This is a genomic window from Streptomyces sp. CLCI03 (assembly GCF_053615355.1).
The window spans coordinates 3,161,485-3,180,835 of record NZ_CM132132.1; the positions used below are offsets into that span (position 1 = coordinate 3,161,485).

Annotated in this window: 18 protein-coding genes and 1 pseudogene; 11 read left to right on the forward strand and 8 right to left on the reverse strand. The window is 72.2% G+C overall.

The genetic code is table 11. The features are described 5' to 3' along the window. Position 1 precedes the first annotated feature (1 nt). Positions 2–553: a GNAT family N-acetyltransferase gene (locus tag ACWG52_RS14325; RefSeq protein ID WP_389807498.1), complete on the reverse strand. Its 552-nt coding sequence runs from the start codon at positions 551–553 to the stop codon at positions 2–4. Between the two features lie 191 nt (positions 554–744). Between ACWG52_RS14325 and ACWG52_RS14330 the strand changes: the two genes are divergently transcribed. Next, a complete protein-coding gene (locus ACWG52_RS14330) occupies positions 745–1,104 on the forward strand; it encodes a hypothetical protein (RefSeq protein WP_389807500.1) in 360 nt (119 codons plus the stop codon). 78 nt (positions 1,105–1,182) lie between these two features. On the opposite strand, the gene ACWG52_RS14335 is transcribed toward ACWG52_RS14330, so the two are convergent. Together ACWG52_RS14335 and ACWG52_RS14340 are read right to left on the reverse strand one after the other, a co-directional pair. Continuing rightward, positions 1,183–1,416 (reverse strand): hypothetical protein, encoded by a 234-nt coding sequence (locus ACWG52_RS14335; protein WP_375939165.1) that lies wholly within the window; start codon positions 1,414–1,416, stop codon positions 1,183–1,185. Between the two features lie 13 nt (positions 1,417–1,429). Further along, the gene (locus ACWG52_RS14340) at positions 1,430–1,579 is read right to left on the reverse strand and encodes a hypothetical protein (RefSeq protein ID WP_389807503.1); all 150 of its coding nucleotides are present in this window, start codon (positions 1,577–1,579) and stop codon (positions 1,430–1,432) included. 301 nt (positions 1,580–1,880) lie between these two features. Here ACWG52_RS14340 and ACWG52_RS14345 point away from each other — a divergent pair, with 301 nt between their 5' ends. The 3 genes from ACWG52_RS14345 to ACWG52_RS14355 all read left to right on the forward strand — a co-directional run bounded on the left by ACWG52_RS14345 (position 1,881) and on the right by ACWG52_RS14355 (position 4,456). Then, positions 1,881–3,092: a pyridoxal phosphate-dependent aminotransferase gene (locus ACWG52_RS14345; RefSeq protein ID WP_033219728.1), complete on the forward strand. Its 1,212-nt coding sequence runs from the start codon at positions 1,881–1,883 to the stop codon at positions 3,090–3,092. Positions 3,093–3,214: 122 nt separating this feature from the next. Further along, the gene (locus ACWG52_RS14350) at positions 3,215–3,607 is read left to right on the forward strand and encodes an SCO4983 family protein (RefSeq protein WP_389807505.1); all 393 of its coding nucleotides are present in this window, start codon (positions 3,215–3,217) and stop codon (positions 3,605–3,607) included. A gap of 210 nt (positions 3,608–3,817) precedes the next feature. Beyond that, a complete protein-coding gene (locus tag ACWG52_RS14355; RefSeq protein ID WP_389807507.1) occupies positions 3,818–4,456 on the forward strand; it encodes an RDD family protein in 639 nt (212 codons plus the stop codon). Positions 4,457–4,521: 65 nt separating this feature from the next. On the opposite strand, the gene ACWG52_RS14360 is transcribed toward ACWG52_RS14355, so the two are convergent. Continuing rightward, positions 4,522–4,950 carry a hypothetical protein gene (locus tag ACWG52_RS14360; protein WP_389807509.1) on the reverse strand — a complete coding sequence of 143 codons (429 nt, stop codon included), beginning with the start codon at positions 4,948–4,950 and terminating at the stop codon, positions 4,522–4,524. Positions 4,951–5,087: 137 nt separating this feature from the next. Between ACWG52_RS14360 and ACWG52_RS14365 the strand changes: the two genes are divergently transcribed. The 4 genes from ACWG52_RS14365 to ACWG52_RS14380 all read left to right on the forward strand — a co-directional run bounded on the left by ACWG52_RS14365 (position 5,088) and on the right by ACWG52_RS14380 (position 9,586). Then, the gene (locus ACWG52_RS14365) at positions 5,088–6,182 is read left to right on the forward strand and encodes a hypothetical protein (protein WP_389807511.1); all 1,095 of its coding nucleotides are present in this window, start codon (positions 5,088–5,090) and stop codon (positions 6,180–6,182) included. Beyond that, complete coding sequence (locus ACWG52_RS14370; protein ID WP_453128874.1) at positions 6,179–7,366, forward strand: toxic anion resistance protein; 1,188 nt, start codon at positions 6,179–6,181, stop codon at positions 7,364–7,366. Before ACWG52_RS14365 ends, ACWG52_RS14370 begins: the two co-directional genes overlap by 4 nt. Positions 7,367–7,428: 62 nt before the next feature. Continuing rightward, a complete protein-coding gene (locus ACWG52_RS14375) occupies positions 7,429–8,988 on the forward strand; it encodes a substrate-binding and vWA domain-containing protein (RefSeq protein WP_453129066.1) in 1,560 nt (519 codons plus the stop codon). Between the two features lie 10 nt (positions 8,989–8,998). Beyond that, a complete protein-coding gene (locus tag ACWG52_RS14380; protein WP_453129067.1) occupies positions 8,999–9,586 on the forward strand; it encodes a hypothetical protein in 588 nt (195 codons plus the stop codon). A gap of 113 nt (positions 9,587–9,699) precedes the next feature. Here ACWG52_RS14380 and ACWG52_RS14385 read toward each other — a convergent pair whose 3' ends face one another. Beyond that, positions 9,700–11,526 (reverse strand): phosphoenolpyruvate carboxykinase (GTP), encoded by a 1,827-nt coding sequence (locus ACWG52_RS14385; protein WP_453128876.1) that lies wholly within the window; start codon positions 11,524–11,526, stop codon positions 9,700–9,702. A 220-nt stretch (positions 11,527–11,746) separates the two neighbouring features. On the opposite strand from ACWG52_RS14385, the gene trhA reads away from it, so the two are divergent. Beyond that, the gene (gene trhA / locus ACWG52_RS14390; protein WP_382511305.1) at positions 11,747–12,460 is read left to right on the forward strand and encodes a PAQR family membrane homeostasis protein TrhA; all 714 of its coding nucleotides are present in this window, start codon (positions 11,747–11,749) and stop codon (positions 12,458–12,460) included. A gap of 1 nt (position 12,461) precedes the next feature. On the opposite strand, the gene ACWG52_RS14395 is transcribed toward trhA, so the two are convergent. Together ACWG52_RS14395 and ACWG52_RS14400 are read right to left on the reverse strand one after the other, a co-directional pair. Next, complete coding sequence (locus tag ACWG52_RS14395; RefSeq protein WP_389807517.1) at positions 12,462–12,599, reverse strand: hypothetical protein; 138 nt, start codon at positions 12,597–12,599, stop codon at positions 12,462–12,464. A gap of 15 nt (positions 12,600–12,614) precedes the next feature. Next, on the reverse strand, positions 12,615–14,669 hold the full coding sequence (locus ACWG52_RS14400; protein WP_453128878.1) for a thioredoxin domain-containing protein: 2,055 nt from the start codon (positions 14,667–14,669) through the stop codon (positions 12,615–12,617). 144 nt (positions 14,670–14,813) lie between these two features. Between ACWG52_RS14400 and ACWG52_RS14405 the strand changes: the two are divergent. Beyond that, positions 14,814–14,978, forward strand: a pseudogene (locus tag ACWG52_RS14405) (VapC toxin family PIN domain ribonuclease); the annotation flags it as partial. A gap of 23 nt (positions 14,979–15,001) precedes the next feature. Here the strand turns inward: ACWG52_RS14405 and ACWG52_RS14410 are convergent. After that, positions 15,002–15,760, reverse strand: a complete 759-nt coding sequence (locus tag ACWG52_RS14410; RefSeq protein WP_453128880.1) for a DUF4344 domain-containing metallopeptidase — start codon at positions 15,758–15,760, stop codon at positions 15,002–15,004. Positions 15,761–15,912: 152 nt separating this feature from the next. Here ACWG52_RS14410 and ACWG52_RS14415 point away from each other — a divergent pair, with 152 nt between their 5' ends. Then, on the forward strand, positions 15,913–19,167 hold the full coding sequence (locus ACWG52_RS14415) for a tetratricopeptide repeat protein (protein WP_389807523.1): 3,255 nt from the start codon (positions 15,913–15,915) through the stop codon (positions 19,165–19,167). Positions 19,168–19,351 lie beyond the last annotated feature (184 nt).

The following is a 19,351-nucleotide window of genomic DNA, read 5'->3' on the forward strand; positions in this document are numbered from 1 at the left end:
GCTAGCGCGTCGGCGCGGCGACCGCGCTGTACGTACGCCCACCCGCGACGAAGTCGCCCAGCGGAACCATGCCGAAGCCGTCGACGTGCACCTTCCAGGACGGAACGTTCCCGGCCTCGATGAAGGCGACCACGGCTTCGGCGCGCTCCGAGGCGGCCGCCACGGCCATGGTGAACAGCGCCCGGGCCACACCACGCCGGCGGTACGCGGCGGCGACCACCACCGGCCCGTAGAGCAGCCACCGCGCCTCGGCCAGCGGACGCCCCTGCCACCGCAGCGCCTGCTGCGCCCGGAGCAGGCCCGCGACCGGCGGCGACGGGTCGGCCAGGGCCGTGGGCTCCGACAGCGCGAGCAGCCCGGCGAGCCGGCCCCCGTCGTCCGCGACCAACAGCTCCCGCGCACCGGCCATCGCCCGCAGCGCGCCGACGTCGAAGCGCCCCTGCACGAACCCCTGCTCCGCCCGCTGCCGTTCCGTCAGCGCGTCGTGGTGATGGGCGGCGAAGAGCTCGGCCATGTCGGGCGCGTCGGCCTCGGTGGCGTACCGGTACTGCATCCCGCGATCGTGCCACGCCCCCACCGCCGGACCCCGCCGCCGACACCGGGGCCTACGGGTGACACCGAAACAGTATTGAACACGTTCAACACCTCTGGCGGTATGACTCTCGGTGAACCTGCCGGAGCAGCGGGAATACGGATCCGACTGCCCTCGCGACGGGTTGCCACGAGACCGGAGGTGGGCACGACATGGGCCTGATCCTGATCATCCTCGCCCTGATCGTCGCCCTCACACTCGCCGTCGCGGGCCTGGCCGTGATCGTCACCGCTAGCGCCGCCCTGGGTCTCGCGACGGCCGCGGTGACCCGCAGACTGCCGCTCCGGGCCAGGATCACCCTGCTGCTGACCCTGGCCGCAGCTCCGGCGGCGGCGCTGGTGAGCACCCTGGACATCCCGACGGTCCGGCAGCCGGCCGCCTGGGCACTGCCGTTCCTCACGACGGCCGCAGCAGGAGCCGCCTGGCTCGCCTTCGAAGCCGACAAGCGCCGCGCGCCCAGGCTCCCGAAGCCGGCACGGCCGGCCCGCCGCTCGCCGGCCGCGGGCCACTGAGGACGCACCACCGGCCGCGCCGGCGGGCGGCGGGGACCTGATGCCGCCCGAGCGGACCCCGCCCCCACCCCCGCCCCTCTACAAGTACTCGCGGGCGAATTCCACCGCCCATTCCACCGCCGCCAGGGGGACGCTGCCCGATTGGGGGTCGATGGCGAGGCGGGCCGATTCCCAGTCCTGGTCGTGTTCGCGGAAGATCGCGAAGCGGGCTTCCTCCAGGACTCCTTCCGGCCTGACCAGGAACTCGATCGCCCGGTCGTCGCCATCCGTGCCGACCGTGGCGATCTCCATGTCACCGACTACGAAAACCACTGTCCCGCGCTCCTCAGTTGCCGCTGCACACGTACACCAGCAGGACGGACGCGATGAAGGCCGCTCCTGCCGCCATGAGGGCGCCCGCCACCGCGACGACGACCGTGCCGACCCGTTCGGTGCGCCGGCGGTATCCCGCCGGCTTCCACTCACCCTGGTTCATGCGTCCAGCCTCCATCGAGGCTCCGGGGGCCGCATGAGTGCCCGTACTCATCCGGGGTACTCATGCGGCCTACCCCGCCGCTCCCGATCCACCCGACCACCTGGGGTGACGAGCGCAACACCATGCGCTCGCCCAGGCCCGCGCCGCACTCATTCCGCAGGTCGGAACGCGGGCGCGCCCCCGGATTCCAAGGGGGGACCACTCCCCCACCCACCCATTGCCCGAAGTGGGACAAACCACCCCTCGGACCTCTCTTCGAAAACACAGGTCAAGCTCGCACCCGGGCCCGTAAGCTCCCGTCATGCAGGTGATCCAGTCAACCAAACTCGCCAATGTCTGTTACGAGATCCGCGGCCCCGTGCTCGAAGAGGCGATGCGGCTCGAAGCAGCAGGTCATCGCATCCTCAAGCTCAACACGGGCAACCCCGCGGCCTTCGGCTTCGAGTGCCCTCCGGAGATCCTTGAGGACATGCTCCGCAACCTGGGCACCGCCCACGGTTACGGCGACGCGAAGGGTCTGCTCTCCGCGCGCCGCGCGGTCATGCAGCACTACCAGACCAAGGGCATCGACCTGGACGTCGAGGACATCTACCTCGGCAACGGCGTCTCCGAGCTGATCCAGATGTCGATGCAGGCGCTGCTCGACGACGGCGACGAGGTCCTGGTCCCCGCACCGGACTACCCGCTGTGGACCGCCTCCGTGTCCCTCGCCGGCGGTACGGCCGTGCACTACCGCTGCGACGAGCAGTCCGACTGGATGCCCGACCTCGCCGACATCGAGCGCAAGGTCACCGATCGCACCAAGGCGATCGTCATCATCAACCCGAACAACCCGACCGGCGCCGTCTACGACGAAGAGATGCTGCGCGGGCTCACCGACATCGCGCGCCGCCACAACCTGGTCGTCTGCTCGGACGAGATCTACGACCGGATCCTCTACGACGGCGCCGTGCACCACAACACCGCCGCGATCGCCCCCGACCTGCTGACGCTGACCTTCAACGGGCTCTCGAAGAACTACCGCGTCGCCGGCTACCGGGCCGGCTGGATGGCGGTCTGCGGACCCAAGAAGCACGCTTCCTGCTACATCGAGGGCCTCACGGTCCTGGCGAACATGCGCCTGTGCGCGAACATGCCCTCGCAGTACGCCGTGGCCACCGCGCTCGGTGGTCGGCAGTCGATCGAGGACCTGGTCCTGCCCGGCGGGCGGATCCTGGAGCAGCGCAACGTCGCGTACGACCTGCTCACCCAGATCCCGGGCGTCACGTGCGTCAAGCCGAAGGGCGCGCTGTACGCCTTCCCGCGGCTGGACCCGTCCGTCTACAAGATCAAGGACGACCGGCAGATGGTCCTGGACCTGCTGCGGGCCGAGAAGATCATGGTGGTGCACGGTACGGGCTTCAACTGGCCCGAGCCCGACCACTTCCGGATCGTGACGCTGCCGAACGCCAAGGATCTGGCGGACGCGGTGACCCGGATCGGGAACTTCCTCGACGGTTACAGCCAGCTGTAGGCGCGAGCGGTGCGTCTCGCCGGAGTCCAGCCGGCGAGACGCACCCCCGACAACAGGATCCAGCTCAACTTTAGAACCGATCCAATGTAGGATGGTCTCCTGACCACGCAGGAGGCCACCTCATGTATGAGCCGATCCGCACGAAGCCGGTCGTCCACCGCATGGGCGCCACTCCGGCCGACTATCCGCACAGCAGTCGCGGCGAAGCGCTGGACATCCAGCTCGCCGGGCACCTCGCGGCCCTGCTCGCGGTCACCGACGAGCTCGGGCTCGACGAAGGCGCCGCCGAGATCGCCGCCCAGGTCGCGCGACTGCGCGGGGACCAGCCCGCCCGTGCGCCGCGCCACTCCCCCGAGGACACCGCCGCGCTCCACCGGCGCGCGCACGACCTCGCCGCCCGCGCGCTCCTCGTCGCCGCGTCCCGCGCCGACACCACCGTCGCGATCCTCGCCGCCGAGCGCATGGACGCGCACGCCGCCGCCCTGAAGTCCTCGGACCTGGCCGGCGCCCTCTAGACGGCCCCGGTCCGGGGCCGCGGAGGCTCCGGACCGGGCGCCATGTTCCCTGCGCGAGGGCCTGCGGCGGGGGCGGAAATTGGACAGAACCCGGTGCTCCGAACACGATGATGGCTGAAAGATCGCGGCAGCACGGGGGAGGCCGCTCCGCATGGTCGATCTCCTCCACTGCGCTTCGTCCCCGTTCGAGCATTCTGGAGAGACTCGCCCATGAGCTTCGGCGACCCGAACAACCCCTACGGCCAGCAGCCTCCGCAGGGCCAGCCCGGCTACCCGCAGCAGGCCCCGCAGGGCGTGCCCCCGCAGTACGGCTACCCCCAGCAGCCCCCGCAGGACGGCGCCCCGCAGTACGGCTACCCGCAGCAGGCCCCGTCGCCGTACGGCGCCTACCCGCCGCCGGGGACGCCCGCGCCGGGCATGCCGCCGCTCGCCCACTGGGGTCTGCGCGTGGGCGCGACCCTGCTCGACGTCCTGATCGTCGCGGGTCCGATGTACGCGCTCATCGGTGTCGGGGCGGCCATCGCCACCGACGAGACGACCGAGGCGATCGCCGGCATCCTCAGCCTGATCGGCATGCTGTACGCCCTCGGCATGTTCCTCTTCCAGAAGTACCGGGAAGGCACCACCGGCCAGACGATCGGCAAGAAGATCGTCGGCACCAGCGTGCACCGTGAGATCGACGGGGCCACGCTCGGCTTCGGCATGGCGCTCGTCCGCTGGCTGGCGCACTTCCTCGACGGCTTCGCCTGCTACCTCGGCTACCTGTGGCCGCTGTGGGACGCCAAGAAGCAGACCTTCGCCGACAAGGTGTGCAGCACCGTCGTCGTCAAGGTGAACAAGAACGGCTGATCGCCCCACGGTGAGGACCGGTGGCGACTCCCTGCGTACGGCATCCGCCCTGATCGGCGGGACGCCTAGATCGTCGGCGTGAACTCCGCGCCCGCGACCCCGCACCAGGGCACCGTCGCCACCGGCCACACCGGGCCGACCGCCTCCGCGTACTCGGTCGCACCCGGGGCCACACCCGGGATCTTCACCAGCGCCTGCGCGGCCCGCCCCTGCGGGTCCGGTTCGGCGCGGTCGCGGAACTCCACCGTGACGACGTACGCGCCGGGGCCCTCGGCCCGCCCCGTCGCCTCCACCGCGGCCACCACCCGGCGACCGGCCGGATCGATGCGGCACCCGGTGACCCGCACGTCCTCCACCGCCGCCCGCGGTGGCGCCTGCGGCGCGTCGCCGCCGCTCGCCCACACGTACAGACCCAGCGGGGCGAACACCAGCAGCCCGGCCACCGTCACCAGGCCGACCAGCCGGCCCTGCCATTTCAACGTGCTCACAGCCATGTCCTGATCCTCCCGGGCCGCCGCCCCACCCACCAGCACCCGAGGGCTCACACAGCATTTCGAAGTGGGACCGCCTGGACACCTGACGTTCATTCGACTTGGCGCGGAATGTGGGTTTCCGCGAGCACGCTGCACCTGTGAGACGCATCCTAGGAATCGTCCTGGGCCTCCTCCTGATCGGCGGCGTGCTCTACGTCGTCGCGTTCCAGGGGCAGGATCACCCAGAAACCACGGCAACGAAGACCGTGCGTGGCGTCATCGGCTCGGAGAAGTCCGAATTCTTCCGCGACCCCGATGTCGTCAAGGCCCTTGCCGCCAAGGGCTACATCGTGAGGACGGAGACCTCGGGCTCCTGGGCGATGGACCAACTCGTCCTGGGCGGATTCGACTTCGCCTTCCCCAGTAGCAGTGAACCCGCCAAGGAGGTCGCGGCCGCCGCAGGGCTCAAGGGAGTCCAGGAGACCAAGCCGTTCTACTCCCCTCTCGTCGTCATCGCCCGTCAGGGCGCCGCCGAGGTGCTGGCCGGTAACGGCCTCGCCAGGATGACCGGCAAGAACTCCGGGACCCTGCTCATGGGTCCCTTCCTCCAGGCCTCCGGCGAGGACCGCACCTGGCAGCAGCTGCCCGGCTCCGCCGCCCACGCCGAACTGACGGGCACGGTGTTCATCAAGACCACCGACCCGTCCTCCTCCAACTCCGGTGCCCTCTTCCTCGCCGCCACCTCCAACGTGGCGAACGGCAACACCGTCGTCGCCGACGACGCCGGCATCGCCCGCACCGCTCCCCTGATGCACAAGCTGATCTCCGTCCAGGGCGCGCTGGAGCCGAGCACCGACGACCCCTTCCGGGCGTTCATCAGCGGCAGCGGCGAGCCGCTGATCCTGGTGTACGAGTCCCAGGTGGCCTCGTTGCTGCTGCAGAAGCAGGATCCGGGCGACATGGTCGTGCTCTACCCGGACACCACCGTCAACTCGGCGCACACCTTCGTGCCGCTGACCGAGAAGGCGAAGGAGTTGGGCACCCTCCTCGCCACCGATCCGAAGCTGCGCGAACTGGCCGTGCTCCGCGGGTTCCGCCCGCAGGAGGGCGTGGCCGAGTTCACCGCCGCGACGGCGCCGCACACCGCCTACCTCAACACGGGGCTGACCGGCATCCGCCAGGTCGGCACACCCACCGTCAAGATCCTGATGGCGCTGGGCCGGCGCGCCAAGGGCCAGGGGGACACGCCATGACACCGACACCGCCCGAGGACACGTCCTTCCGCCTGAGCCCGCCGGAGCCCGTCGCCCCCGTACGCAGGGAGCAGGCCTCCGGGCTGGTCCCGCTGCAGGACGGCGTCCGCGAGGAGATGGCCCGCCGGGCCGGGGAGTACGTCGGCTCGCTCGCCGGGATCGACGCCCGCTCCCCCGAGTTCGCGCAGCGCATCGGCGAGATAGCCGGCCTCGGGGCCGGTGACATCCGCAGTGCCGCCCAGCAGTCCAACAGGATGCTGGAGCGGGCCGTACGTTCGCTGGGCTCCGACGGCGGCGGTGACGCCCAGGCCCGGGTCACCGGCTCCCTCGTGGAGCTGCGGCGCACCGTCGAGGACCTCGACCCGCGGGACGCGCCCGCCAAGGGGGCGCGCAAGCTGCTCGCGAAGCTGCCGGGCGGCAACAGGTTCCGCGACCACGTGGCGAAGTACGCCTCCTCGCAGGCCACCCTCAACAAGATCGTGGGCTCGCTGCGCAGCGGCCAGGACGAGCTGCGCCGCGACAACGCGGCGCTGCACACCGAGCGCTCGCGCCTGTGGGAGACCATGGGCAAGCTCCAGGAGTACGCGGTCCTGACCGAGGCCCTGGACGGCGCCGTCGAGCGGCGGATCGCCGAGGCGGAGCACACCGATCCCGGTGCGGCCGACGCGCTGCGCGCGGACCTGCTCTTCCCGGTCCGGCAGAAGCACCAGGACCTGCTGACGCAGCTGGCCGTGTGCGCGCAGGGCTATCTGGCGATGGACGTGGTCCGACGCAACAACGACGAGCTGATCAAGGGCGTCGACCGGGCCGCCACCACCACCGTGTCCGCGCTGCGGATCGCCGTGATGCTGTCCTCGGCCCTCGACAACCAGCGCAAGGTGATCGAGCAGGTCGGCGCCCTGAGGGGGACCACGGAGGAGCTGATCCGGGGCAACGCGGAGATGCTGTCCACGCAGAGCGGCGAGATCCAGCGGATCGCTGCCGATCCGGCCGTCGGCGTCGAGACGCTACGGACGGCGTTCGCGCAGATCTACCGGACGCTGGACGCGATCGACACGTTCAAGGTGCAGGCGACGCAGAACATGGCGGCGACGGTGGAGTCGCTGGCCGGAGAGCTGCGGAGCGTCTCGGCGCACCTCGCGCGGACCCGCGGCGGCGCTGCCCTGGAAGGCGGTGCGCAGTGAGCGCCGCGCGCGGGCCGGGCCCGCGCCGGCGAGGCTGGATCGGCTTCGCCCTCGCCGGGCTGATGGCGGCGACGGCCTGCACCGCGGACGGGCCCGCCCAGCAGGACGGGTCGACGTATCAGGAGGGCCGGCTGCGGGTGCTGGCCTCCAGCGAGCTCAGCGACATGGAACCGATCCTGAAGGCAGCGAAGGCCACCACCGGCGTCGAGGTCGAGCTGACCTGGTCGGGGACGTTGGACGCCGCCGAGCAGGTCGCCTCGGGGGCGGCGGACGGCAAGTACGACGCGGTCTGGCTCTCCTCCAACGACTACCTGCGGCTGCGGCCGGAGGCGGCGGGGAAGCTCTCCAGCGAGACCCCGGTGATGTCCTCGCCGGTCGCGCTCGGGGTGCGGCCCGAGGCTCTGGCCCGGCTCGGCTGGCAGCCGGGAGAGGTCACCTGGCCGGCGGTGCACGAAGCCGTGGCCGCCGGGAAGCTGACGTACGGGATGACGGATCCGGTGCGCTCCAACTCCGGTTTCTCGGCGCTGGTGTCGGTGGCCTCGGGGCTGTCGGGCGCACAGGCGGCGTTGAGCGACGCGGACGTGAAGGCGGCGACGCCCCGGCTGAAGGAGTTCTTCGCCGGGCAGAAGCTGACCTCGGGCTCCTCGGGCTGGCTGGCGACCGCGTACGCCAAGCGCGGGGACGTGGACGCGTTGGTGAACTACGAGTCGGTGCTGCTGTCCATGAACCGGGACGCGAAGGGGGCCGCGGCTCCGCTGACGGTGATCCGGCCGCGCGACGGTGTGGTCACCGCGCACTATCCGCTGACGTTGTTGACGTCGGCGCCGGCCGGGGCCCGTGATGCGGGGCGGGCGCTGACGGAGTACCTGCGGGGCCCGGAGGCGCAGAAGGCGATCACCGAGCGGACGCTGCGCCGTCCGGTGGCGGCCGGGGTGGCGCCGGCTGCCGGGCTGGATGCGGAGAAGCGGCGCGAGTTGCCGTTCCCGGGCTCGCGTTCGGTGGCGGACGGGCTGCTGGCCTCGTACGAGAACGAGCTGCGCCGGCCGTCGCGGACGGTGTACGTGCTGGACACCTCGGGTTCGATGAGCGAGGAGGACCGGATCGGGCGGCTGAAGTCGGCGCTCACCGATCTGACGGGTTCGGGGAGTTCGGGCACCGGGCAGCGGTTCCGTGACCGTGAGGAGGTGACGTTGCTGCCCTTCGGGTCCAAGGTGAAGAAGGTACGGACGCACGTCGTGGAGCCCGGCAATCCGGGGCCGGCGCTGGACGCGATCCGGAGGGACGTGAAGTCGCTGGACCCGGACGGGGGTACGGCGGTCTACGGCAGTCTGGAGGCGGCGTACCAGCACCTGGGCCGGGGCGCCGCGGACGCCTTCACCTCGATCGTGCTGATGACGGACGGCGAGAACACCGAGGGGGTCTCGGCGAAACATTTCGATTCCTTCTACGCGGCGCTGCCGCCGGAGCAGCGGCGGACGCCGGTCTTCGCGGTGCTGTTCGGGGATTCGGACCGCAAGGAGCTCACCCACATCACGGAGCTGACCGGCGGGCGGCTCTTCGACGCCACCGGCGGGACCGGTTCGCTGGCCGGAGCCTTCGAGGAGATCCGTGGCTATCAATAGGGCGCGCCGGATGCCGGGGTATCTGGAGTCGCGCAAGAACCTGGCGGGCTCCGCCGGCGGCCTGGTCGGGTTGGGTCTGACCGTCGCCGGCGTGGTGGGGGCGTACTGGCCACTGGTGGTCGCCGGGCTGTACGGGGCGGGCGCGCTGATCGCCCCGCCGGAGCGGGTGGCGCCGCCGCCCTTCGACCCGAGCGAGGAGGTGGGCGCGCTGCGCGCGGACTTCACGCGGCTCGGTGAGTATCTGGGCGAGGTGGAGCTGCCGGCGACGGCGGAGGGCCGGTGGGTCGGGTTGTCGGAGCTGTACGGGGCCTTGCTGGAGCCGGGGTGGGTGGCGGAGGTCCTGGCCACCGAGCCGGAGGCGGTGCACGCGTTGTCCCGGGCGATCCGGCGGGACGTACCGGAGTGCGTGGACACGTACAAGCGGACGCGTTGGTGGAGTCGGCTGAATCCGGGCGGGGAGTCCCCGGAGCTCCATCTGGAGCGTCAGTTGGACCTGCTGTACGCGGAGGCGGAAAGAGTGACGGCGGACCTCCGCGAAGCAGAGGTCCGCCGTCAGCAGACGCACACGGCCTACCTGGAGGAGCGCGGACGCTCCTGAGGTCGGTCATGTGCTGCGGTGGGCGCCGCTTGGTCGGGGGCTCCCACAGCGGTGGGCGCCGCTTGGTCGGGGGCTCCCACGTTCATCGGCCCTTCTTCAGGGCGTGTCCTGGCTCAGCCCAGGCGCTCCACGAGTGCGTGGTACTGGTCCCACAGCTCCTTGGGAGTGTGGTCGCCGTAGGTGTTGAGGTGCTCGGGGACCAGGGCGGCCTCCTCGCGCCAGACCTCCTTGTCGACGGTGAGGAGGAAGTCGAGGTCCTCGGCCGGGAGGTCCAGGCCGTCGAGGTCGAGGGACTCCTTGGTCGGCAGGATGCCGATGGGGGTCTCGACGCCTTCGGCGGTGCCGTCGAGGCGGCCGACGATCCACTTCAGGACGCGGCTGTTCTCGCCGAAGCCGGGCCACACGAACTTGCCCGCGTCGTTCTTGCGGAACCAGTTCACGTAGTAGATCTTCGGGAGCTTGGCCTGGTCCTTGTCGGCGCCGACCTTGACCCAGTGGCCCATGTAGTCGCCCATGTTGTAGCCGCAGAACGGCAGCATGGCGAAGGGGTCGCGGCGCAGTTCGCCGACCTTGCCCTCGGCGGCGGCGGTCTTCTCGGAGGCGATGTTCGAGCCGACGAAGACGCCGTGGTTCCAGTCGAAGGACTCGGTGACCAGCGGCACGGCGGAGGCGCGGCGGCCGCCGAAGAGGATCGCGGAGATCGGGACGCCCTTGGGGTCCTCCCACTCGGGGGCGATCGTCGGGCACTGGGAGGCCGGGACGGCGAAGCGGGCGTTGGGGTGGGCGGCCGGGGTCTCCGAGGCCGGAGTCCAGTCGTTGCCCTTCCAGTCGATGAGGTGCGCGGGCGCCTCTTCGGTCATGCCCTCCCACCACACGTCGCCGTCGTCGGTGAGCGCGACGTTGGTGAAGACGGTGTTCGCGTACATGGTCTTCATGGCGTTGGCGTTGGTGTGCTCGCCGGTGCCGGGGGCGACGCCGAAGAAGCCGGCCTCGGGGTTGATCGCGTAGAGGCGACCGTCCTCGCCGAAGCGCATCCAGGCGATGTCGTCGCCGATGGTCTCGACGGTCCAGCCGGAGATCGTGGGCTCCAGCATGGCCAGGTTGGTCTTGCCGCACGCGGACGGGAAGGCGGCCGCGACGTACTTGGTCTCGCCCTCGCCGGCCGGCGGGGTGAGCTTGAGGATCAGCATGTGCTCGGCGAGCCAGCCCTCGTCGCGGGCCATCACGGACGCGATGCGCAGGGCGTAGCACTTCTTGCCGAGGAGGGCGTTGCCGCCGTAGCCGGAACCGAAGGACCAGATCTCGCGGGTCTCCGGGAAGTGCGAGATGTACTTGGTGGTGTTGCAGGGCCACGGCACGTCGGCCTCGCCCTCGGCGAGCGGAGCGCCGAGGGTGTGGACGGCCTTGACGAAGAACCCGTCGGTGCCCAGCTCGTCGAGGACGGCCTTGCCCATGCGGGTCATGGTGCGCATGGCGACGGCGACGTAGGCGGAGTCGGTGATCTCGACGCCGATCGCGGAGAGCTCGGAGCCGAGGGGGCCCATGCAGAACGGGACGACGTACATCGTCCGGCCCTTCATGGAGCCGCGGAAGATGCCCTTCTCTCCCGCGAAGACGTCCTTCATCTCCGCCGGGGCCTTCCAGTGGTTGGTGGGGCCCGCGTCCTCCTCCTTCTCGGAGCAGATGAAGGTCCGGTCCTCGACGCGCGCGACGTCGGAGGGGTCGGAGGCGGCGTAGTAGGAGTTCGGGCGCTTCGTCTCGTCGAGCTTCTTGAACGTTCCCTTGCTGACGAGCTCCTCGCACAGGCGCTCGTACTCGGCCTCGGAGCCGTCGCACCAGACGACGCGGTCCGGCTGGGTGAGGGCTGCGATCTCGTCCACCCAGGAGATGAGCTCCTGGTGAGTCGTCGGGATGGTGGGAGCCGCGTTGTCGCGCGCCACGATTGCTCCTTGTTGAGGGGTTTGTTTGGTGTAGGCCCCGTGGGGGCTGCGACCCGGACGCTTCGCGCTCCGCTCATCCGGTGTCGACCGCACTCATCTGATCATCCGGTGGATGTGCGCATATGTCCAGAGGGCCTCTCACGTGAGCATTGCCACGTCCGTCAATCTTCCGTAAAGACCACTAACGGAAACCTACGGACCCGTAGGTAGCATGGCGCGCATGACTTCTGATGCCGCCGCCGTCCCGGCCGCCGAGGCCACACCGGTCGTCGAGGCCCTGGAGGCGGTCGAGACCGCCTTGGAGGAGAAGCCGCTCATGCGCGGCTGGCTGCACACCGGGATGTTCCCCGCCGTGGTCGTCGCGGGTCTGGTGCTGATGGCCTTCACCGACTCCACCCGGGCACGGGTCGCCTGCGGCGTCTACATCCTCACGGCCTGCCTGCTCTTCGGCGTCAGCGCGGTCTACCACCGCGGTACCTGGGGACCGCGCGGCGAGGCGATCCTGCGGCGGCTCGACCACGCCAACATCTTCCTGATCATCGCGGGCACCTACACCCCGCTGACCGTCCTGCTGCTGCCGCCCTCCACCGGGCGGACCCTGCTGTGGGCGGTGTGGATCGCGGCGGCCGCCGGCATCGCCTTCCGGGTCTTCTGGGTCGGCGCCCCGCGCTGGCTCTACACCCCCTGCTACATCGCCATGGGCTGGGCGGCGGTCTTCTTCCTGCCCGACTTCATGCGCACCGGCGGGATCGCAGTCCTGGTCCTGGTGATCGTCGGCGGCCTCCTGTACAGCGTGGGCGGGGTCATCTACGGCATGAAGCGCCCGAACCCCTCCCCCCGCTTCTTCGGCTTCCACGAGGTCTTCCACTCGCTGACCCTCGCGGCCTTCGTGGCCCACTACGTCGGCATCTCGCTCGCCGCGTACCAGCACTGAGTCAGCCGGAGGCCGCCAGGGCCGCGCCGAAGAGCCGGTCGGCCGGCTCACCGAAGAAGGTGCTCAGCTTCTCGTCCGCGATGCCGTCGGCGTACCCCTGGAACGCCGGCCCGGCGACCGCCTGGACAGGGGCCCGCAACCAGAAGCGGGCGGATCAGGAGCCGACCGCACCCAACTGCTCGGCCAACTCGGCGGGATCGGTCGTCGGCCGCGCGCAGACGAAATGCCGGCACACGTACGCCGTCGGAAGGTCGTCCACGAGGGTGCGCTCGGCGAGCAGGGGGAACTCGGCGCCACCGCCGTCCGTCGCACCCGCGAGTCCGGCCGCCACCACCGCCCCGGGAGCCGTCCCCAGCAGCGCGGTCCGGTGCAGCAGCGCCAGCGCCGGATCCTCCGGATGCCCCACGACCGCCACCTCACGCGGACCGTCGAGGAGCGCCTCGGCCACCGACAGCCCGTGCCCGATGTAGCGCGGCACCCGCGGCCCGAGCGCGTGGACCACCCCGAGCGCCCGCTCCGCCGCCGTACGGTGCGCCTGGGACCCGGTGTGCGCCGCGTACGAGAGCAGCGCGCCCGCGGCGGCCGTCCACCCCGACGGGGCGGCCGTGTCCGTCGGGTCCTGCGGCCGGCGGATGAGCTTCTCGGCGTCGTGCGCCGTGTCGTACAGCGACCCGTCCTCGGCGGTGAACCGGTCCAGGACCAGGTCGACGAGGAATCCGGCGAACTCCAGCCAGACCCCTTCGCCGGTCACCGACGCCAGCGCGAGGAAGCCCTCCGCGACATCGCCGTAGTCCTCCAGCACCCCGTCGTTGGTGCCGACCTGGCCGTCCTTGCTGGTGCGCGACAGCCGCGCCCGCCCGTCCATGTGCACGCGCACCAGCAGATCGGCCGCCTCGGTCGCCCGTTCCACCAGGTCGGGCCGCTCGAAGTACGCCCCGCACTCGGCGAGCGCGGCGATCGCCAGCCCGTTCCACGCGGCGACGATCTTGTCGTCCCGGCCGGGCGCGGGTCGCCGCCCCCGCGCGGCCAGCAGCCGCTCCTTGATCCCGGCGAGCCGCCCCGCCTCCACCGCGGGCCCGTCCTGGGGCAGCTGGAGTACGGACGTCCCGTGCTCGAAGGTCCCCTCCTCGGTCACCCCGAAGTACCCGGCAGCCAGATCCCCGTCGGCCTCGCCGAGCACCTCGCGCAGCCGGTCCGGCGTCCAGGCGTAGTAGGCCCCCTCGACGTGCTCCCCGGTCAGCGGATCCTCGCTGTCGGCATCGAGCGCGGAGGCGAAGCCCCCCTGGTCGGTGCGCAGCTCCCGGACCATGAAATCCGCGGTCTCCAGCGCGACCCGGCGCGCGAGATCCGATCCGGTGGCGCGCCACAGGTGGGCGTAGACCCGGCACAGCAGCGCGTTGTCGTAGAGCATCTTCTCGAAGTGCGGGACCACCCACTCGCGGTCCACGGAGTAGCGCGCGAAGCCGCCTCCGAGCTGGTCGTAGATCCCGCCGCGCGCCATCGCCTCGCAGGTGTCCGCGGCCATCTGGAGGGCGCCCTCGGATCCGGTGCGCGCGTGGTGGCGCAGCAGGAACTCCAAGGCCATGGACGGCGGGAACTTCGGCGCGCCACCGAATCCGCCGTGCGCGGCGTCGTAATCCCGGGTCAGTCCGAGCAAGGCCGCGGCGAGCTCCTCGGGTCCGGGCGTCCCGGCCTTCCCGTAGTCCAACTCCCGTCCGGCCAGGTCCCGTACGATCCGCTGCGCGACCTCGGCGACCTCCTCGGGGCGTCCCACCCAGGCGGTCCGTACCCCTTCGAGCACCTGCATGAAGGAGGGCATGCCCTGGCGGGGCTCGGGCGGGAAATAGGTCCCGAAGTAGAAGGGTTCGGCGTCGGCGGTCATGAAGACGGTCATGGGCCACCCGCCCTGCCCGGTGGCCGCCTGGACGGCTTCCATGTAGACGGCGTCGACGTCGGGGCGTTCCTCGCGGTCCACCTTGATGTTGACGAAGTGCTCGTTCATGTAGGCGGCGGTCAGTTCGTCCTCGAAGCTCTCGCCGGCGAGCACATGACACCAGTGGCAGCTCGAATAGCCGACGCTGAGATGCACGGGCACCCCGCGCTCACGCGCCTCCGCGAAGGCCTCGGGGGACCACGGCCACCAGTCGACGGGGTTGTCGGCGTGCTGGAGGAGGTAGGGGGAGGTCTCGTTCGCGAGGCGGTTCGGCATGGGCCCATCCTGCCGCACGGGAACGGATCGGCGCCGAAGGACGCCGGCCAGGTCGCGGGCGCGGGCCCGGTCCGCGGGGCGGTGGGGGTCCGGCCCGGCACTCCGTCCGACCGTGTCCTGAGGCCGCTCCGGCGAACCTGCGGCAGAGGGTTCCACCGGGCGCTGTCACTCCCCGACCTTCTCATCGCCGCCACGGCGGAACTGAACCGACTGACCGTCCTCCACTACGACGGCGACTTCGACATGATCGCCTCCCTCACCGGCCAACCCACCGAGTGGGTCGTGCCGCCAGGCAGCGTCGACCGCTGAACGACGCCGAAAGCGCGGCGGGCTCACCGCAGCAGCGGGGTCAGGTCGGCGGTCCAGGTGTCGCGGGTGGTGGTCCAGGTGCCGGCGCAGTGCGCGCGGGCGGGTGTAGCGAGGTCCGGGTGGCGGGCGGGGGCTGCGCCGTAGGCCGCGCAGCGGTGGGATTCCGCGCGGGCCCGGTCCGGGGCGTGTTCGTCGCCCGGGTCCGGGGTGGGGTCGGCGGCCGCCGCGAGGTCGTAGGCGCGGGCGGCGGTCAGCAGGGTGCGGTCGCCTTCCGGGGCGCGCAGGAGCATCAGCTGGGCGAAGCGGTCGGCCGCGTCCTCCTCGGCGCGGCCCCGGTCGCGGACCGGGAGGTCGAGGGCGTCGACGAGGGCGTGGCCCGCCTCGTGATGGAGGGTCTCCCGGACGACGTCGGCGAGGGGTTCGTCGGCAGGGCGGCGGTCGGCCTCCTCGAAGCGTTGTCGATCCTCCGTCAGGTCGTCGTAGCAGAGCTCGATCCGGCGGGTCTCGGGGTCGTAGCCGCTGCCCTCGCCCCCGCAGGAGCGGGCGACGACCGTGATGCGGTGGGGGACGTCGAGGTAGGCGTTGAGGTCGGCGGTGACGAGCTCGACGAGGTGGAGCCGGTCGAGCAGGGCGGCGTTATCGCGGTCGGCTTCGGCCGGTTTCTCGTGGCGCACCACGAATCCCCGTGCGGGCGACGGCGGTTCGCATCCGGGGAGGGCCCACAGCAGGGCTGTCGCGCACAGGATCGCGGCCGGGGCGGTGCGTGAGCGACGTGGCGTCATGTTGCCCTCAGGATATGCCAGTTGACTGATTTCGACCCGACTGTAGGGGAGAGTGCGCACTTCCCTCTGAACTAGCTCAGATTCCCTCGCGCTCGGAGGAGTCCCGCAGGACACTTGGGGCTCGTTGCCGGAGCTCTCTGAGGGGGATGCCGATGCGGGACAGCCATCGCGGTGAGGCCGAGCGGCTGTTGGAGCGGGTCGTGGACGAGGCGGCGCAGCGGGGAACGGGTGCGAGTGCGGGCATCGACCGGGCGACGCTGCTGGCCCGGGGGCGGGAGGCGCTGGACGCCCTCGCCGCGAGCGCGGCGCCGGAGTACGAGGCGTACGTACGGGCTCTGGACGAGGCGGCTGCCGGGGACCAGTCGCTCGGCGAGGCCTTCCGGCGGGGCAACCCTTCCACGGCGTTGCTGGTGACGGCGGTGGCTGCGGCCGCGGCCGTGGGCGCGGACCTGTCGCTGGGTGTCGCCGCCGGTACGGCGCTGACCGCGGGGGCCGTGGTGGGGATCTCCGGGACGGTGGCGACGGTGGTGAAGGTGACGGCGCTGCACCTGCCGGCCGCGAACCGGCGGGCCGGGGAGCGGGGCCGGCCGGGCGGGCCCGAGCAGTTGAAGCTGCAGTGGCTGTCGGCGCTGGAGGTACGCGGGATACGGCCGTTCCTGGAGCAGCAGCGTGCGGTGGCCGCGGCGGCCCGGGCGGCCCGGCCCGTGGCCCGACCGGCGGCGGCGCGGCCCGCGCCACGGTTGCGGGGCACGGACCGCAGTGCGGAGGCGCGGCGGCGCAGCGCGCTGGAGCATTCCTTCGGGCAGCTGCCCGCTTCGGCGGAGGCGTTCGCGGGGCGGCGGTCGGAGCTGACGCGGATCGCGCAGTGGGTGCAGGCGGCGCGGGCCAGTACGGAGACCCGGCCGGTGGTGGTCGTGCTGCACGGTGAGCCGGGGGTGGGGCGTACGACGCTGGCGCTGCGGGCGGCGCACGCGCTGAAGGACCAGTTCCGGGGTGCGTGCGTGGTGGACCTGCGGGGCGGTTCGGCCGGGGAGGCGTCCGGGGAGGCGCCGCTGGCCACGCGCGAGGCGCTGCTGCACCTGTTGAACCGGCTCGGTGCGCCGCGCGAGCAGTTGTTGTTCCGTGAGGGCGCGTCGGCGGAGCAGCAGGTGCGGCGCCTGGGCGAGCTGTACCACCAGCATCTGCAGGGTCTGCCGGTGACGGTGCTGCTGGACGACGCGGTGGACGCGGCGCAGGTGCGGTTCCTGGTCCCGGAGCGTTCCGAGAGCCTGGTGCTGGTGACGGCGCGGGAGCCGTTGGAGCTGCCCGCGGATCTGGCGGCATGGGTGTACCAGCTGCCGGTGGAGCGGTTGGCGCGGGAGGAGGCGGCGGAGCTGCTCCGGACGGCGTGGGCGGGTGGCACGGCGGGCCCCGCGGGGGCGGCGGACCTGACGGAGGAGGACGCGGCCGCGGTGGTGGAGCTGAGCGGCGGGCTCCCGCTCGCGCTGCGGCTGCTGGCTCCGCCGGCGCGCGAGGGCCGGGCCCTGACCGACGGCGCGCCCGCGCACCCGGTGGAGGCGGCGCTGCGGGCGGCGGACGCGCGGCTGGCCGAGCCCGCCCGGCGGTTGCTGCGGCGGCTGCCGCTGGCCGGGCGGGCGTCCCTCGGTGGTGCGGCGGCGGCCGCGCTGGTGGACGTACCGGAGGCGGCGGCGCTGCGCACGCTGGAGGAACTGTGGGAGGCCGGGCTGATCGAGCGGGTGCGCGGCCAGCGGTTCCGGATGCACGACGCGGTGCGTTCGTACGCGGCGGCGCGGGCGGCGGAGGAGGAGGACCGGGCGCAGGCCGCGGCGGCGCACGAGCGGCTGATCCGTGCCTACGCGGGGCTCGCGGACGCGGTGATCCGGATGGTCGACGGGAAGATGTCGACGCGGGCCCACCAGTTCGGGGTCCACGGCTTCACCTCCCTGGACGCGGCGCTGCGCTGGCTGGACGACGAGTCGAGCTTCATCACGGCGGCGCTGCGGCATTCGGAGGGCGTGGACCAGCAGGCGGTGCTGGATCTGTTGGGCGCGCTGTGCGATTTCTGTCTGTTGCGCGGGGACCTGTACCGGCTGGGTGAGATCGATGAGCTGACGCAGGTGGTCGCGGCGGGCCAGAACGGGCTGAAGGGACAGCAGGGACGGCTGGTGCGGTCGGTGCAGTGGCGTACGGGTATCGCCGCGCGTCAGCTGGGCGAGCTGGACAAGGCCCGCACCACGCTGGCCTCGGTGGTGGACCAGTACATGGAGGCCGATCAGGAGGCCGCGGCGGCGATGGCCCTGATCTCGCTCGGGATCACCTTGCACCACCAGGGCAATCTCCCGGAGGCGGCGGTGCGGATCCGGGAGGCTCTGGAACTGCAGGAGCCGCCGGAGCTGGCCGGTGACCGGGCCTGGGGGCTGCACGCGCTGGCGGCGGTGGAGCGGGACCGAGCCCGGCTGGCGGAGGCGACGCGGCTGCTGGAGACCTCGATGGCGCTGCACCGGGAGAGCGAGAGCGTGCACGGGGAGGCGTGGGCGCATTTCCAGCTGGGGCAGGTGCACCTGCGGTTCGGGGACGTGGAGCGGGCGGAGGTGGAGCTGCGGCGGGCCCTGGACCTGTACGGGCGTACCCGCGACGACCGCGGTGAGGCCTGGGCACTGACGCAGCTGGGCCGGGCCCGGGTGGTGGACGGGGATCCGGGGCCGGCGGTGGGCAAGCTCCGGGAGGCGTTGGCCCGGCACCGGGAGGCGGAGGACGCGCGCGGGGAGGCGTGGACGCAGTACTACCTCGGGCAGGCGCTGGAGGTGGGCGGCGAGCGCGACGAGGCGGTACGGGAGCTGGAGCGGGCGCGGACGATGTTCTCGCGGATGCGGGACGTGTACGGGCTGGCGTACGCCCGCCACCATTCGGGCCGGGTGACGCGGGACCAGCGGGCGGCCCGGACGGGGAACCTGCGCAACTCCGGCTTCGCCCGTCAGCTGCTGGTGGACGCGCGGGCGGATTTCCGGCGGATCGGGCTGGCGCACGGCGAGGCGTGGACGTGTCTGGAGCTGGCGTTGATCGACGCGGGCAACGGCAGGCTGTCGCAGGCGCTGGGGCTGTGCGAGGAGGCGGTGCGGCTGTTCATCGCGTACGGGGACCGGCGCGGGGAGGACTGGGCGCGGTTCCTGCGGTGCACGATGCTGCCGTACGCGGTGCCGGCGGCGCCGGAGGAGGCGCGGGCGGAGCTGGGGCGCCTCGCGCAGGCGCCGCATCCGGCGCGGGACGGCCGGCTGGAGGACTGCCTGGAGACGTACGGGGTGATCCTGGGCCGGGGGGTGGATCCGGCGGAGGGTTGGCAGGCGTGGCGGCTCGGCCTGGTGCCGAACCTGCATGCGCGGGAGGTCATGGGGGTCCCCCGGGCCTGACGCGACCACACCCCGGGCGGCCTCGGTCGAGTCCGGCCGGTCCCGAGGGCTTCGGCCGGCCCCGGGGCCTGCGTGGGGCCCAGGCGGCCCATGTCGCTCCCGGCGGAGCCTCGGTGGTGGGCGCGCGCCGGAGCCGCCGCCCCGCCGGTTCTCCCGGCCGGGGCGCCGGCGTGCGGTCCCGCGG

Bases quoted from the DNA above. Each gene is read 5' to 3' on its own strand.
- ACWG52_RS14360 (WP_389807509.1), bottom strand. From the start codon at position 4,950: ATGGCTGTGAGCACGTTGAAATGGCAGGGCCGGCTGGTCGGCCTGGTG.
- ACWG52_RS14410 (WP_453128880.1), bottom strand. From the start codon at position 15,760: ATGACGCCACGTCGCTCACGCACCGCCCCGGCCGCGATCCTGTGCGCG.
- ACWG52_RS14380 (WP_453129067.1), top strand. From the start codon at position 8,999: ATGCCGGGGTATCTGGAGTCGCGCAAGAACCTGGCGGGCTCCGCCGGC.
- ACWG52_RS14355 (WP_389807507.1), top strand. From the start codon at position 3,818: ATGAGCTTCGGCGACCCGAACAACCCCTACGGCCAGCAGCCTCCGCAG.
- ACWG52_RS14345 (WP_033219728.1), top strand. From the start codon at position 1,881: ATGCAGGTGATCCAGTCAACCAAACTCGCCAATGTCTGTTACGAGATC.
- trhA (WP_382511305.1), top strand. From the start codon at position 11,747: ATGACTTCTGATGCCGCCGCCGTCCCGGCCGCCGAGGCCACACCGGTC.
- ACWG52_RS14415 (WP_389807523.1), top strand. From the start codon at position 15,913: ATGCGGGACAGCCATCGCGGTGAGGCCGAGCGGCTGTTGGAGCGGGTC.
- ACWG52_RS14400 (WP_453128878.1), bottom strand. From the start codon at position 14,669: ATGCCGAACCGCCTCGCGAACGAGACCTCCCCCTACCTCCTCCAGCAC.
- ACWG52_RS14375 (WP_453129066.1), top strand. From the start codon at position 7,429: ATGGCGGCGACGGCCTGCACCGCGGACGGGCCCGCCCAGCAGGACGGG.
- ACWG52_RS14325 (WP_389807498.1), bottom strand. From the start codon at position 553: ATGCAGTACCGGTACGCCACCGAGGCCGACGCGCCCGACATGGCCGAG.
- ACWG52_RS14340 (WP_389807503.1), bottom strand. From the start codon at position 1,579: ATGAACCAGGGTGAGTGGAAGCCGGCGGGATACCGCCGGCGCACCGAA.
- ACWG52_RS14370 (WP_453128874.1), top strand. From the start codon at position 6,179: ATGACACCGACACCGCCCGAGGACACGTCCTTCCGCCTGAGCCCGCCG.
- ACWG52_RS14330 (WP_389807500.1), top strand. From the start codon at position 745: ATGGGCCTGATCCTGATCATCCTCGCCCTGATCGTCGCCCTCACACTC.
- ACWG52_RS14350 (WP_389807505.1), top strand. From the start codon at position 3,215: ATGTATGAGCCGATCCGCACGAAGCCGGTCGTCCACCGCATGGGCGCC.